The sequence below is a fragment of the Akkermansia muciniphila ATCC BAA-835 genome, assembly GCF_000020225.1.
Taxonomy (GTDB): domain Bacteria; phylum Verrucomicrobiota; class Verrucomicrobiia; order Verrucomicrobiales; family Akkermansiaceae; genus Akkermansia; species Akkermansia muciniphila.
In genome coordinates, this window is record NC_010655.1 from 482344 (window position 1) to 496835 (window position 14492).

Here is a 14492-nt window from a genome sequence, read left to right on the forward strand (position 1 = left end):
GGTAAATATTCAGGGATGGGATCTTCTAATCTCCTCAAGCTGCCCGCGGGAAGGCACGCCGTCATTCGTGGTCACCCAGTGATTGATGAAAGACCAGATAATCACGGCCAACACCAGACAGAACAACTTGGCAGGCCAATTAAGCAATAGCAGTTTTTTCATTGGAAGAAGAAATATTCAGCAGCTCTTCAAGGCGTCCCTTCAACTGTTCCGGAGTCAGGTTGCGTTCCAGCTTCCCGCCTACGGCCAACGCGATAGCCCCCGTCTCCTCGGACACCACCACCACCACGCAGTCGCTCTCCTCGGACATGCCCACGCCCGCGCGGTGGCGCAGCCCCAAGGTACGGTCGCTCATTTCCTTCTGGGAAACAGGGAACACGCAGGCAGCCGCAGAAATGCGGTCGCCGGAAATCACCACGCCCCCATCGTGGAGAGCCGTCTTGGTATGGAAAATCGTCAGGGCCAGTTCCGGAGAAAAAATGGCGTCCAGCTTCACGCCGGAATCCTCAATAGGCTTCATGCTGATGCTCCTCTCAAAAGCGAACAGGGCGCCGAACCGCTGGTTGGAAAGCTTGCTTACCGCCTTGCAGAAATTATCCAGGAAATCCACCCGCTGAAGCTTGGCGAAGGAAGAAAAAAACGGGTGGCTTCCCAGCTTTGCCAGCCCCACGCGCAGCTCCGGCTGGAAAATCACCACCAGAGCCAGCGCCAGGCCGGGGGCGAAAATGCGCGTCAGTATCCACGAAATAACATTCAGCTGAAAGAAAAAGGCCAGCACCACCAGGGCCAGAAAGCAGGCGAACAGCCCCACCATGATGCGCGCGCCGCGCGTTGCGTGGAAAGCACGGTAAATCTGGTACAGGAACACCCACAGGATGAAAATTTCAACAACCGCCCGGAGCGCATCCTTGATCACAATCCAGTCCCACATGCCCAACAGGCTACACAACAACCCGGCCGAATGCAATACCGATCCTCTCGCGTTGCCGGCAGGCTCCGGGAATTTACCGTTCATCTCAGTTCCCGAATTTGAAGACATCTCTGTACGTTCCGGAGACAGATAGAAGTTCTTAAAAAGAAGAGCAGTTCTTTGGAAAATAAATAATAACAATAAATAAAAATTGGATTAAATAAACAATGTTAATCCGCATAAAGCAAGGCTTCAGAAAACTGAAATTCTCTCTGGATTTACGGCATGAACTTGCGGCGGATACACTGAAAAACCAAACAAAAAATAATCACCAGATGATAGCAATCGAACAATTAAAAGAAGTAGGGAAAATCTGGCTCGCCTGGGTAAGGCTTCAGGATCATGATCCTGCCGAAGTCACGCAAATATTTGAAAAACTTAAAGGAGAACTGGATGTAAAATTAGGAAGAGGCTGGCAAAAATATGACCCGGTAATAAAAAAAGGAAGGCCCCAATCCTATAAAAAACTCTTTCAAGAATTGGATAGTGACAGTCAGGAATCCGCAAATGCATTGATCAAATATTTCAATGAGGGAATACCGGAAGACGCTCCTGTCTCGCCAGTCATACACCTCATTCTCATCTTATGCGTCTGTGAAGTAGGACGTGGATATGGCCAGGCGCCGGACAATATGCTGGCTTATGCACATGATCTCATTGATTATCCCAATCTCACATGGAGCTCACTGCTGGACACAGCGGGAAGTTCCCCGGAATTCGCATTTCTATGCAAGGGTGATTCCGATGAAGACTATAAGGAATAATGCATGAGCACCGTCCGCAACCGACTCACCGGTGAGCCTCCCGCACGGCATGGGTTCCCTGTATCCGGGCACAGGGAACTTCACCCCCATCGTCGGCAAAAGGGACAGCCGCAGGCGGGCTCGGGCAATTCAGAAACATAGGCGGCCCTTCCTGCCTTCCATCTGTCTCAATCCTGCGGACATCAAAAGTTGGTGCATCAACTTTTCTCATCACCTCAATTTCCGGGCCAAAAACCTGGCCGCCGTCATGATAACGGACACCTTCCTTTTCCGGAAACCGAACTGCCATCAACAGGAAACCTTCCGGAAACGCTGGATTACCGCCGCATGGGGCAGATGCCCCAGAGCGGCACCAGGCCGTCCTGCATCTGACGGCGGGCATCAAATAAAACGCAGGCGGCCCCTACGCCCGGCAGCCTCAGACGGCCTGCCCGTCCATAATCGTAATAATGCGGTCCCCTCTCCGTGCCAGATGTTCGTCATGCGTCACAATCACCAGCGTTTTGCGGGACTCGTCCGCCAGGCCGAACAAAAGGTCCAGCACCTCCGCGCCGTTCTTCCGGTCCAGGTTCCCGGTAGGTTCATCCGCAAAAATAATGGGGGCGTCGTTCGCCAGGGCACGGGCGATTGCCACGCGCTGCTGTTCCCCGCCGCTCAGTTCGCTGGGCAGGTGGTTCAGGCGGTGGGACAAACCCACGCGCTCCATCAGTTCCCTCACATATTCCACGCGCGGCCTCCTGCCGATGGAGGAAGCCAGACAGGCGTTTTCCAGCGCCGTCAATTCCGGCATCAACAGATAATTCTGGAAAATAAACCCCATGCTCCGGTTCCGGAACACGGACCGGGCCGTGGCGGACAAGGCGTAAATATCCGTGCCGTCAATCGTGACCTTTCCCTCTTGCGGCGTTTCCAATCCGGCCAGCGTGTACATCAGCGTGGTCTTTCCGGCCCCGCTGGGCCCGCACAGGAACACCTTCTCTCCGGCGGCAATGTGCAAATCCACCCCATGCAGGATCTCAATGGACTTCTTGCCGATGGAATAGCTGCGGTGGAGGTTGGAGGCGGTAATCACGGGCGCAGTATAAGAAAATCCTTGCCGTATTAAAGTTCTATGTTGTCTATAAGACGCACGTCGCCGAAATAGACGGCGGCGGCCATCAGGGCCGGCTTCCGGTTCTCCGCCACCGGCTGCATGGTCTCCGCATCCACAATCTCCAGATAATCGATGCGCGTGCCGGGCACACCCTCAATCATGGCGGCGGCATGCTCCTTCACCTTGGAGGCGTCCGCCCCGGCCTGGAACTCGTCCCGGGCCTGAAGCATAGCCTGCCGTATTACCACGGCCTGCTCCTTCTGCTCCGGCGTCAGGCGGGCGTTCCGGGAGGAATAGGCCAGACCGTTGCCATGCCTTACAATCTCCGCCCCGTGAATGCGCACCGGAAAATCCAGGTCGCGCACCATGCGGCGGATAATGGCAAGCTGCTGGTAATCCTTCTTTCCGAAAATGGCGTCCGTGGGCTGTACCAGGTTGAACAGTTTAGCAAGCACCGTGCAGACACCGGAAAAATGCCCCGGGCGGGACGCACCGCACAATGTTGCGGACAAAAAGCTTTCTTCCACGGCAATGCTGCGTTCTCCGGAATACATTTCTTCAGGAGCAGGGGAAAACACATAATCCACGCCTGCACCTTCGCACACCTCCAAATCCTTTTCAGGAGTCCGGGGATAAGTCTGAAGGTCGGAGGAATTGTTAAACTGGATAGGATTGACGAAAATACTGGCAACCACCACGCCATCCTCCCCGGCCAACTTGCGCGCCTGTTCCAGCAAAGCGCGGTGTCCGGCGTGAAGGGCCCCCATTGTGGGGACGAGAACCACATGGTCATGTTTGCGGTGGTGCTTGAGGAGGGCAGCCCTCAACTGGGCCTTGGTGGAAAATGTTTGCATGCGCCTAAAGTGGCCCCTTGATGACAAAAGTTCAATCCTGAAATATTGCTAGAAGGTTGACGCATGCCATTCCACATGTAAACTGGTAAAGTCAGAAGACGCTAAAAATTATGAGATTCTTCAAAACAGCATTAGGTGTATCAGCAGCAATGGCATTAAGCGCCACGGCCAACGCTGAACTTAAGGTAGCGACGGTGGATGTGCAGAAACTCTTCGCCGACTACTACAAGACCCATGAAGCCCAGGCGGAAGTAGACAAGGCTGCCCAGACGGTGCAGGAAACCAACAACACCCGCGCGGAAACCATCAAAAAGATGGAAGCGGACTTCAATGACATGGTCAAAAGGCTTCAGGATCCCATGCTGAATGAAAAGGACAAAAAGGAACTGGAGCAAAAGGCCCAGATCAAGCGTCAGGAAGTCATTGCGCTGGAACAGGAACGCCGCGGATTTGTGGAACGCCAGCTTAAATCCCTTCAGGAACAAATGAAAGTGCGTTCCGCCAAAATCATGGGAGAAATCACAAAAATCACGGAAGGCATCGCCACCAAGGGCAACTATGACCTCGTTCTGGACAAAAGCGCCCAGGCCCTTCGGTCCAACCAGGTATTCGTCTACACGAAGCCCGGCATGGACATTACTCCCACAGTGATGAAAGAACTCAACAAGGACGCCCCTGAAGGGTTTGACCCCTCCAAGAAAAAGGCTCCGGCCGTCCCCGCCGCTCCCGCGGCCCCGGCCAACTAACCCTTGACATTACCCCCGGGAAGGCGGAATCATATACCCATGAAGCTTACACTTGAAGCCGTGGCCGCCCTCACCGGGGGAAAAATCCTTTCCGGCGACCCCGAACTGACCGTATTCGGGGTCGCTTCCCTTCTTGACGCATCCCGTGAAGAAGCCTCCTTCCTTGGCAATGAAAAATACTTCCAGGACTTCCTGCACACCTCTGCCGGAATCGTGCTGGTGCCGCCGGGCCTGCCTGCGTATCCAGAACACGCAGCCTTCGTGGAAGTGGACAACCCCTCCATGGCATTCAACGCCCTGGTGAAATATTTCATGGCTTCCGCCTACCGGTTCACCCCCGGCATTCATCCCACAGCCATCATCGACCCCACGGCCAGCTTCAACCCGGACAAAATCCATGTAGGAGCCTATACCTGCATCGGGGCCCACTGCATAATCGGAGACGGGACGGACATTGGCAACGGCTGCGATATCGGAGACGGCGTCACCATGGGGGAAAACTGCCGCCTGCATGCCCATGTTACCATCAGGGAACGCTGCAAACTCGGCAACAGGGTGACCATCCAGCCCGGAGCCGTCATCGGTTCCGACGGATTCGGCTTCCTGATGGGAGACAATGGACGCTACGTGGGCATTGACCAGGTAGGCATTGTGGAACTGGGGGATGACGTGGACGTAGGGGCCAACACCACTATTGACCGCGCCAGATTCGGGCGCACCATTGTGGGGGAAGGCACCAAAATAGACAACCTGATCCAGCTCGGCCATAACGTCGTTGTCGGCAGGCATTGCATCATCGTCGCCCAATCCGGCATAGCCGGCAGCACCAAAGTGGGGGATTATGCCACCATCGCCGCCCAGGTCGGCATCTCAGGACACCTCAACATCGGTTCCAAATCCACGCTGGGCGCTAAAACGGGAGTCCTCTCGGACATTCCGGAAAACTCTACTTACTGGGGCATGCCGGCTTTCCCCTACAAGGACGCTACCCGCCAATACGCCGCCCTCAAAAAACTTCCAGCACTGATTAAGGAAGTCCGCGCGCTCAAAAAGGAGCTGGATTCTTCCGGCAAATAACGGGCACCATATCGCCGGAACGCTCTGCAGCCCCTCTCCGTGTTTCTGTTTCCCGCCGCTTCAGGCCTGTCCTGTCCCCCAGCGGCGGTGCAGAAACCGTTCCAGAGGAGAAAACAGAATCTTGTCGGACAGTAGCCCAATCACCACAATCACGAACATGATGCCTACGACCTGGTTCATCGCGTTCAGTTCGCGGCCGAAATGCAGCAGCTGGCCCAATCCGAACCCGGTCAGGATGGGAACAAAAATTTCCGCAGCCATCAGGGAGCGCCAGGCAAAAGCCCATCCCTGCTTCATTCCGCTCACCACAAACGGGGCGGAAGCGGGAAGCGTCACATGAATCAGGCAATAAATGGGTCCTGCTCCCATGGTGCGCGCCGCACGGGCATAAATGGGCGGCACGTTCCGCATGCCGTTGGCCGTAGCCAGGATTACGGACCACAGCGTCCCCATAATCACCACGAACAGCATAGCCCCTTCCGTCTGGCCGAACCACAGGGTTGCCAACGGAACCCAGCACACGCTGGGCAGAGCCTGGAACCCCAGGGAAACCAGCCCCAGAGTATTCTGTATAAGCTGGAAACGGGAGCACAGCATGCCCAAGGGAATCCCCGTCACCAGGCCGATTCCATACCCCAGCACCAGCCTTTTCATGGTAATCCATGAAGCCTCCTCCAGAGACCCGTCCTGAAATGAAGAGCGCAGATACTCCCATACTTCCAGCGGAGAGGGAAACAAATAAGGCTTCCAGACCCTCAGGTCGCTCAAATACTGCCATGCCCAGACCACGAAAATGAAAAACACGAGCGAACAGGCGTGCGCCCCCCACTTGGACCATTTGTTCCTGTTCATGCTGTGGCTCCTTTCAAATCACGGGTAATGCGGGAGGACAATGCCGCCAAATCACTGCTGTTGATATCCCTGGGATGAGGGAAATCCACGAAATATTCCTCACAGACGCGCCCCGGATGCGGAGTGAGCAACACCACGCGATCCCCCAGGCACACGGCCTCGCGCATATTATGCGTAACGAAAACAATCGTCATGCCGCAGCGTAAATGAATCTCCTGAATATCCTGATAAAGCTGTTCGCGGGTCATGGCGTCCAGGGCGGCAAAAGGCTCGTCCATCAGCAAAATGCGGGGGCTGGTAGCCAGGGCGCGGGCAAGCGCCACGCGCTGCTTCATTCCGCCGGAAAGTTCATGAATATGAGCATGGGCACACTCTTTCAGCCCCACCAGTTCCAGATTCTTCTCCGCCATGGCAAGCCGGTCTCCCCGAGTCAGTCCGGGCACCAGATTCAAGCCGAACATCACGTTCCCCATCACATCCAGCCACGGAAACAGGGCGGACTCCTGGAACATCACAGTGCGGTCCCGTCCGGGTCCCGTCACAGGCTCCCCGTCCAGCTCCACCACCCCGGAAGAAGGAAACTCCAGCCCTGCAATGATATTCAGCAGGGAAGTCTTCCCGCAGCCGCTGGCCCCCACCAGGCACACGAACTCGCCTCCTCTGATATTCAAATTAATGCCCTCCAGAGCCACCACCTTTCCGCGCCTCCCGTCAAACACCTTGCTCACGCCGGCAATACGGAGCTTGCAGCCTCCGGGGCCGCAATGTTCTGCACCCGCAATCATCTTCCGCCCGCCTCCTTCGCCATGGTCAACTGTTCCTCCGCCGCCTCCGGCACCACCAGGCCGCCTATATCCGGAACCTCTTTCATAAATCCGGCCTGATGGGCGTCCTGCACAAACTGCCGGAGCTTGGGAATGGAAATCCTGTCCTTGATGACAATGCTTTTCCAGGCCTCCGCAATCAATGCCGGGTCTATTCTGGAATGCGTCAGCTCCTCCAGCTCCCTGACCACGATTAACTGGGCCTCATCCGGATGCAGCCTTATCCATTCGTTCAGTTCCTCATGCGCCTGCACCAGGGCTTTCGCCACCTCCGGCTTTTCCCTGAGAAACTCCGCTCCGCATACCAGTACGGTCGCGATGGACTCCTTCTCGTCCACCAGCACCCTGCCTCCCGCCGTCAGCACCAGGCGGCTCACCCAGGGTTCCACCGTCCACACGCCGTCCAGCTTGCCCTGCCGGAACAGGCTGAGCTGTTCGGGGTTGGGAGTCGGCAGAATCGTCACGTCCCCGCCGCGCTGCGTCACATGCAGGCCGCCGCGGGAAAACCAGGCGCGGGCGGAAACATCCTGCGTATTCCCCAGTTGGGGAGTAGCAATCACCTTGCCGCGGAAATCCGCAGGCTCCTTCAGCAAGGAATCCTTCGGAACCACCAGGGCGGCGCCTCCTTCCACAGCTCCGGCAATCATCCTGATATCCTCCCCGCGGGAACGCACAAACGCATTGATGGCCGGGCTGGGCCCCACATAAGCCAGTTCAATGGACCGGGCGAACACGGCTTCCATGGCGCTGGGGCCCGCATTGTACACGTACCAGTTGATCCTGACATCCTTTCCGGTAGCCTCCTTCAGCCGTTCTTCAAACCACCCCTTCCCCTGCCGGGAAAAATGATGCGCCACCAGGCCCTGCACATGTGTCACGTTGGGAAAATGACCGAAGTTCAACTCCACGACATTGGGATCTTCCTTCTCCTTCTTTCCGCAGGAAACAGCCAGCAGGCATAAAAACAGGGCCGGTAAAATCATCAGGAATCTGGAACGGGTCATAAGCAAAAAGAATGGGATACTGAGGCACAGCCGTTTTTCCGCGGCCTTTCAGGCACCGACTAGCAGAAGAAGCCGCCGGAGGCAAGAAGCCAAAGGCAACAACTTTGTCACAATGTGGACAGCAAAAATGCCCGTTTTGTTGAAAAACAATCCCGGTTCCGGATCTGAACCGGGCTTTATTGACAAACCTGCACGTTCCCGTTACAAAAGCACCATTCCCAACCCGCCATGCAATCCTCCCCCGACCAGCCCTCATCCGGAGCATGGCTGGGCCTTCCTCCGGATGAAGAACGCCCGGTAAGCCGGGGCGCCAGGTACCGTTGCATCTTTCTGATGCTCCTGTACTGGGCCGTTCTTTCCGCCATTCCACAAGGCGCGGACCGCCTTGCAGAAATAGGAACAAATCTCCCTCTCTGGATGGGAGCCCTGGAACTGACTCCCTTCCTGCTGGTGCCGGCCTTCCTGTTCCTGGCGGTGCGAACAGGCGCCCAATGGAGGGCCTTGATGATAACCGTATATGCGGGCCTGTTCCTGAACCTGCTGATGAACATGGCGCTTCCCTCAGGCGCCATGTGGGGAGACCTTCCCGCAGCCGGCCCCTACGGTACGCTTGTCTGGCCCGGAGGGGACCACCGGGAATGGCTGGTCACGCTGCCCCGTTTTCCCCAATTCTGGGCTCTCGTCATCTATGTCTTCCTCTCCGGCAGCGGAACCCCGCCCCTGCTTCGCCTGCTGGCCCTGGCCTGGTGGTTCCTGCTTTGCGTGGCCCCCGTGAACACGGGCATGGTGGGGTATGCGGACATCCTAGGGCCTCTGGTCATCATCGCCCTCGTCCTCGGCTGCATGCACCTGGCGGAAAAAAGAGCCTCCCGGCAAAATGACCGCTAACGGGACAAAATCGGCCGTTCTCCCCGGGGAGCGGCCATTCCCGCCTCTGTCAGCCTTTCCTCCATCACTCCGCCGCTACGGATCCAGCCGGTGGAACATCCGGGAAGGCGCCGCGCCGATTCCTCGGATTCGTTTTTCCGGGAACACGCTCCTGAGTCAGTTCATTCATCATCCCTCCCCTGGCCTTTGACCCGGTTCCGGAAAAAATCCGTCTGAACTGGTAGACAAACTCTACAGGCGGCCGAACCTCACCGCGGAAACAATCCACCGCGCCGACCGGCAAAAAACGTGTCTGAACCTCCGTTTTACAATCTTAAAAAACAATGGTACTCAAAATCTTACAACCATTTTTCATTTTCCTGACGGATTCCCTATCCGAAGTCAAGTTTTGATTTTAAGGGCTAATAACTTGCGTTGGCATTCCCTTGAATATCAAAGAGGATTTTCATGGAATTAAAATCTGCAGGCGCTTTCTGATTTTAATGAAAATTTTGAAATTTTTATGGTATTGCAACCTGCGGTCAAATTTTACTAACTCTATTCCCATGAAACAGTTACATGCGGCAAAAGTTTATCATTACATGACCGTAAAGATGTGTAACTTTCCTGAGTCAAACAGAATTTTCTTCGGTTTCAGCGCTATAGCGGATAGGGAATCCGCCAGAATCAGAACACCTTAGACAGGAGGTTGGACTTGATGAATTTTAAAACTATCAGAAAAGTAGGGATTCCTGCGTTGCTGACCGGCACTTTTGTATTGTCGGCAGAAGATTCATCGGGTGCTCCCACTTATAAAGAAGCGACGATTGCAACTTTGACGGCCAGTCGGGCGAACCTCCAGATGAAAAGAACTTTCGCGGAACAGGAAAAGCTATTGACCGCCGAACAAAAAAAATTGTGGAAAATATTTAAATCCAGTCCTCATTTTACTTCTATCTTACCTGAAATTAAATTAAACATGGATATTTCTGGAATTTATGAGTCCACGGGTGGGATTTACATTCCATTTGCCCGTTGTGAGGATATCGCGGAAACCGACATTACCATCAAAGATCGTTACAGAAAATTTCCTTATAAATCGATTGTCTTTGATCCTGCGAACCGTGGGTATTATTCCGTTTGTGTCCACTATTTTATAAATAATGATTACATTTTACCAACCTATGATGTCCCTGATTTTATCAAATACCATCATGACTGCTATTTTTACACCTCAAAGTCTGAACTAGATAAATTATCGGAACAAGAAAAGAAATATATTCAAACGCTGGACAAGGCATTAAATACTATTTACCATAGCATTTATGGGATTGGATACGCAAAAATTGATACTGATAAATTAAAAAAAGGCCACCTGGCTGCTTATCTTTATAATCATTACAGACTTATTGGTGGAACGGAGTATATAGATAAAAGCTCACTCCCAAAAGTCCTATGCGCCAATGCTCGACAACAGAGGAAAAAAAACAAGGAAATAATGGCCTCGTGGAAGCGACATGTGAAGAAGTTGGAGACAACAACTCCTCGAGAAAGAAATAAAGGAGTAAGGCGCAAGTTTTCTCATTGGATAAAAGAGCGTTCTGAATTAGAAACCTCTTTCTATGATATTTTGGGGTATCCGATTTCAGTATATGACCTTATAAAATCTTTTGCTGGAAATTTCTCTTCTTCCCACTATCATATCTGCGGCGGTTGCTTCGGGGAAATTTACTATTCTTCGGGATCAAGTTGCTTACCTGGATTCACTGGGATACCTTTCCCTGAAGACCTTTCAAAGGACTTTAAAGCGCTTAATGCGATACTTGACCATATTAGAGAACGACAAGCGATGAATCTTCACATCAGATGTTGGTCGCTTTCTAAAAGAATAAAATATTTGCTGAATGAAAATTTGCCGCACGGAGGGACCAGACATGAAGCTTATCTGAACGGCTCCCCAGAATTCAGACAAATTTTAGAAGACAAAGTAAATACCGTCCTCCTATACAATAAGAGACTGTGTTTAAATGCAGATAGAATGACTAAAGAAATGCCTAAATGTATAGCCGATACCAGGGCATTGGATTCGTATATCAAAAAAAATTATGCCCTGAAAGTGTCGGATCAAAATGCGGCCCAAGCTCAAAATCCCGGCAAATAAACTGTAGGGGTGCGATGTACGGGAAAAAATTTACAATCAGGGAGAGCCATTGAATGAAAGCAGATCTGTTTGCCCACAGGAGGACAGCCAAGGGAAGGCATGTCATCAAGGGCAGCAAAAGAACGACCTCCCCTATTTCCCACGATTGAAAAATCCGGAAATATCGAAATAGACGGACAGCTTCTTGCGTCCTGACCGTAACCAGGTCATAATATTTGCCTCCTTTCTTGACGAGTCCCTGTATGAGTACTTCGTAATCTCCGTACTTCTTTTTGAACCATTTCTATTCGGCAGGGACGCCGTCCATCGAACTTTTCGCCCCGACAATCACGACGGCCTTCTCAAAGCTGGAGCCGTCTCCACCCTGATAGGTAATGCGGACAGCCCTCTCTCCTTTTTCCAGCCGCTCGGGCATGGCTGTCTCTAAAGTTTTGGCACAGGAACACTCATCATCCCAACCCGGCAGTCGGAACAAGGGGAGGGCTGCCAGGCCAATCCTGAACAGCCATTCCCAAACTCACAGCCTTGCCGCCACTTCCTCCAACGTCTCCACACGGGCCGTGGCGAGGGTGGGGACATCTTCCGCAGAAAACAGGAAATTGCGGCCTACTCCGGCGGCAAGAGCCGCCCGGATGTCCCGCTCCCGGTCACCTACGGACACGCAGGCTTTCATATCCAGCCCATGCGCGGCGGCAGCCTTCAAAAACAGGCCGGGATTCGGTTTCCGGTCGGGATGTCCGTCATCCGCGCTGGGACAGTGAAACACACCTGCAATCTCCGCACCGGACGAACGGAACACCCCTCTCATATATTCCGTCAACCGCTCAAAGTCATCTTCAGAAAACATGCCGCGTCCTATGCCGGACTGGTTGGTCGCCACCAGCACCAGATACCCCTTCTCTTTAGCCTGGCGGCAAAGATTCAGAATTCCGGGAACCAGCCGGAAGTCCTCTATGCGGTGCACATACCCGCCATCCACATTAACCACGCCGTCCCTGTCCAGAAACAAAGCCTTACCCGCCATATATCTCCCGTTCAACCAGTTCGCAAACCAGATGCCCCACTGCAATGTGCATCTCCTGAATGTTGTTCGTGGCATCGGAAGGAACGGCAATGCAAAACTCCGCAACTTCTTTCATCTCTCCGCCTCCGCGGCCTGTCAAGGCCACCGTCCGGACGCCCATCCGGCGCGCCAGCTCCATCGCCAAAACGATGTTCCGGCTGTTGCCACTCGTGGAAAGCCCCACCAGCAGATCTCCGGGACGGCCCACTCCCTCCAGCTGCCTGGAAAACACCGTCTCATAACCGTAATCATTGCCCACGGCGGTCAGGATGGAAGTATCCACCGTCAGGGCCAGCGCATTCATGGCGGGGCGGTTCAGCTTGTAACGCCCCACCAATTCGGCGGCCAGGTGCTGGGAATCCGCAGCGGAGCCTCCGTTGCCGCAGAACATGATCTTATTCCCGGCCTTAAGGGTATCCGTACAAATGCGGGCAACCTGCTCAATATCCCCGGCCATGGAAGCCAGGGCTTTGAAATTGTCCGCTATCCCTAAAATCTGGTTCCTGATGTATTCGCTCATTCCGGGCTGCTTTTCATGCGGTTGATGATATTGGTGGAGGAAAAGCCCTCCAGGCGGGGCAGTTCAAGAGCCTGCCCTCCATAAGATTTCACGAACTGTCCTTCCGGCCAGAATTCCAGGGGATACCCTTCTTTGGCAATCACGTCCGGACGCAGCTTCTCAATCAGCGGCAGAGCCGTATCTTCATCAAACGGCACTACATAATCGACAAAATCCAGGGATGCCAGCAGCAGGGAACGCATCTCCTCATTATTAATCGGCCTGTCCTCGCCCTTCAGCCGCTTGATGGAGGCGTCCGTATTCAACCCTACGAAAAGCACGTCACACGCTTCACGCGCCTTCATAAAGGAATGCAGATGCCCCAGGTGGAGCAAATCAAAACAACCGTTTGTAAATCCAACCACCTTCTTCTCACGGCGGAAACGTTCCGCCAGCTCCGCCGCGGCCTCCGGCGTCAGGATATTGTCGCGGTGACGCCAGGAGGGCGTCTGGATATCCTTCTCCTTCAACGCCTCCTTCAATTCCGTTCCGGTCACGCTGGCCGTTCCGAACTTGCCCACTACGATGCCGGCGGCCACATTGGACACGACCAGAGCATCCGGCACTGCGGCTCCGGCGGCCAGCGCCGCGCCCAGACTGGCGAGGGAGGTATCACCCGCACCGGACACGTCAAAAACATCCCGGGCCTCCGTAGGAATGCAGACAAAATCGGAAGGGCTGGAGGAAGGAATGAAAATCATGCCGTGTTCGCTCAAAGTGACAATCAGATTCTCAATGCCGAATTCGGAAAACAGCCTCTGCGCCCCCGCCACGGCATCCTGTTCCCACCCGTCCATGGCAGGATTGAGCGCCACGCCGGTAGCCTCCTGGAACTCCTTCATATTGGGTTTCACCAGCGTGGCCCCCCTATAGCGGGAATAATCCGCTCCCTTCGGGTCCACAATAACGGGCTTGCGCGCCGCACGGCACCGGGCAATCACATCCGGGGCGGTTCGTCCCTCAAACAGGCCTTTCCCGTAATCGGACAAAAGGACAAGATCCGCCTCCGGCAAACAGGCATCCACTCGTTCCAAAAAACGGGAAGCCAGCTCCGGCTCCATCCTCAGCGGCTGTTCCTGATCCGCTCTCAGCAAATGGTGCTTGCCCGCCACAAAACGGATCTTCACGGTCGTCTCATACCCCTCGCACTCCACCAGCTCCGGAACGCAGTGCGTCTCTTCCAGAAAACGCCTTACCTGCCGCCCATGGCCATCATCCCCGACCACGCTGATAAAAGTGGTGCGGCATCCCAGCGCGCACAGATTGGACACGACATTGCCCGCGCCTCCCAGCATGCGCGTCTCCCGGTCCATCTTCATGATGGGAACCGGAGCCTCCGGCGAAATACGGCTGACGCTCCCATACAGGAACTTATCCAGCATCACGTCCCCGATGCAGAGAATCCGCACCCGGGAAAATCCGTCAATCAATGTATGCAGCCGGTTCATGGGAGACGTCTCTTTCTACCACGCCCCCTGTTATAAGGCAAGGACAGTTGAACCGCGCTCCGGAACCGGAAAACGGGGCAACGCGGCCGCTTCCCGCCGTTCCGGACGGCAGAACACTCATTCAGCGGCAAAAAATAGGTCAGTCATGATAAAAATCTTGACCTGTAAGCAGGAAAGCACTACCTATTGTCTCCCGTTCCCGGACGAATA

Annotated in this window: 16 protein-coding genes; 5 read left to right on the plus strand and 11 right to left on the minus strand. The window is 54.3% G+C overall.

Annotated elements, in window-relative coordinates; genetic code table 11:
• Window positions 1-9: 9 nt before the first annotated feature.
• Both AMUC_RS12480 and cdaA read right to left on the minus strand, forming a co-directional pair.
• Window positions 10-162 (minus strand): hypothetical protein, encoded by a 153-nt coding sequence (locus AMUC_RS12480; protein WP_012419453.1) that lies wholly within the window; start codon window positions 160-162, stop codon window positions 10-12.
• Window positions 140-931, minus strand: coding sequence for a diadenylate cyclase CdaA (cdaA, locus tag AMUC_RS02215; protein WP_042447583.1), 792 nt, complete (start codon window positions 929-931; stop codon window positions 140-142). The genes AMUC_RS12480 and cdaA overlap by 23 nt, the downstream gene beginning before the upstream one ends.
• A gap of 206 nt (window positions 932-1137) precedes the next feature.
• Here cdaA and AMUC_RS02220 point away from each other — a divergent pair, with 206 nt between their 5' ends.
• The gene (locus AMUC_RS02220) at window positions 1138-1734 is read left to right on the plus strand and encodes a hypothetical protein (protein WP_012419455.1); all 597 of its coding nucleotides are present in this window, start codon (window positions 1138-1140) and stop codon (window positions 1732-1734) included.
• 418 nt (window positions 1735-2152) lie between these two features.
• On the opposite strand, the gene AMUC_RS02230 is transcribed toward AMUC_RS02220, so the two are convergent.
• Together AMUC_RS02230 and panC are read right to left on the minus strand one after the other, a co-directional pair.
• Complete coding sequence (locus AMUC_RS02230) at window positions 2153-2806, minus strand: ABC transporter ATP-binding protein (protein WP_012419456.1); 654 nt, start codon at window positions 2804-2806, stop codon at window positions 2153-2155.
• Window positions 2807-2835: 29 nt separating this feature from the next.
• Window positions 2836-3681, minus strand: coding sequence for a pantoate--beta-alanine ligase (gene panC, locus AMUC_RS02235; RefSeq protein WP_012419457.1), 846 nt, complete (start codon window positions 3679-3681; stop codon window positions 2836-2838).
• Window positions 3682-3830: 149 nt separating this feature from the next.
• Between panC and AMUC_RS02240 the strand changes: the two genes are divergently transcribed.
• The gene (locus tag AMUC_RS02240; RefSeq protein WP_022198432.1) at window positions 3831-4427 is read left to right on the plus strand and encodes an OmpH/Skp family outer membrane protein; all 597 of its coding nucleotides are present in this window, start codon (window positions 3831-3833) and stop codon (window positions 4425-4427) included.
• 39 nt (window positions 4428-4466) lie between these two features.
• A complete protein-coding gene (gene lpxD / locus AMUC_RS02245; RefSeq protein ID WP_012419459.1) occupies window positions 4467-5504 on the plus strand; it encodes a UDP-3-O-(3-hydroxymyristoyl)glucosamine N-acyltransferase in 1038 nt (345 codons plus the stop codon).
• Between the two features lie 60 nt (window positions 5505-5564).
• Here lpxD and AMUC_RS02250 read toward each other — a convergent pair whose 3' ends face one another.
• From AMUC_RS02250 to AMUC_RS02260, 3 genes are read right to left on the minus strand one after another with little or no spacing between them, the layout of a single operon-like run.
• Window positions 5565-6356: an ABC transporter permease gene (locus AMUC_RS02250; protein WP_012419460.1), complete on the minus strand. Its 792-nt coding sequence runs from the start codon at window positions 6354-6356 to the stop codon at window positions 5565-5567.
• Entirely contained in the window at window positions 6353-7141 is a 789-nt protein-coding gene (locus tag AMUC_RS02255) for an ABC transporter ATP-binding protein (RefSeq protein ID WP_012419461.1), read from the minus strand. The genes AMUC_RS02250 and AMUC_RS02255 overlap by 4 nt, the downstream gene beginning before the upstream one ends.
• Window positions 7138-8184 (minus strand): ABC transporter substrate-binding protein, encoded by a 1047-nt coding sequence (locus AMUC_RS02260; protein WP_012419462.1) that lies wholly within the window; start codon window positions 8182-8184, stop codon window positions 7138-7140. The genes AMUC_RS02255 and AMUC_RS02260 overlap by 4 nt, the downstream gene beginning before the upstream one ends.
• A 228-nt stretch (window positions 8185-8412) precedes the next feature.
• Here AMUC_RS02260 and AMUC_RS02265 point away from each other — a divergent pair, with 228 nt between their 5' ends.
• Together AMUC_RS02265 and AMUC_RS02270 are read left to right on the plus strand one after the other, a co-directional pair.
• The gene (locus AMUC_RS02265) at window positions 8413-9072 is read left to right on the plus strand and encodes a hypothetical protein (RefSeq protein WP_012419463.1); all 660 of its coding nucleotides are present in this window, start codon (window positions 8413-8415) and stop codon (window positions 9070-9072) included.
• A 697-nt stretch (window positions 9073-9769) separates the two neighbouring features.
• Entirely contained in the window at window positions 9770-11212 is a 1443-nt protein-coding gene (locus AMUC_RS02270) for a hypothetical protein (RefSeq protein WP_012419464.1), read from the plus strand.
• Between the two features lie 283 nt (window positions 11213-11495).
• On the opposite strand, the gene AMUC_RS13005 is transcribed toward AMUC_RS02270, so the two are convergent.
• From AMUC_RS13005 to AMUC_RS02290, 4 genes are all read right to left on the minus strand, one after another.
• Window positions 11496-11627: a hypothetical protein gene (locus AMUC_RS13005; RefSeq protein WP_012419465.1), complete on the minus strand. Its 132-nt coding sequence runs from the start codon at window positions 11625-11627 to the stop codon at window positions 11496-11498.
• 102 nt (window positions 11628-11729) lie between these two features.
• Window positions 11730-12236, minus strand: a complete 507-nt coding sequence (locus AMUC_RS02280; protein WP_012419466.1) for a D-glycero-alpha-D-manno-heptose-1,7-bisphosphate 7-phosphatase — start codon at window positions 12234-12236, stop codon at window positions 11730-11732.
• On the minus strand, window positions 12226-12795 hold the full coding sequence (gene gmhA, locus AMUC_RS02285) for a D-sedoheptulose 7-phosphate isomerase (RefSeq protein ID WP_012419467.1): 570 nt from the start codon (window positions 12793-12795) through the stop codon (window positions 12226-12228). Before gmhA ends, AMUC_RS02280 begins: the two co-directional genes overlap by 11 nt.
• Complete coding sequence (locus AMUC_RS02290; RefSeq protein ID WP_012419468.1) at window positions 12792-14282, minus strand: PfkB family carbohydrate kinase; 1491 nt, start codon at window positions 14280-14282, stop codon at window positions 12792-12794. Before AMUC_RS02290 ends, gmhA begins: the two co-directional genes overlap by 4 nt.
• Window positions 14283-14492: the final 210 nt, after the last annotated feature.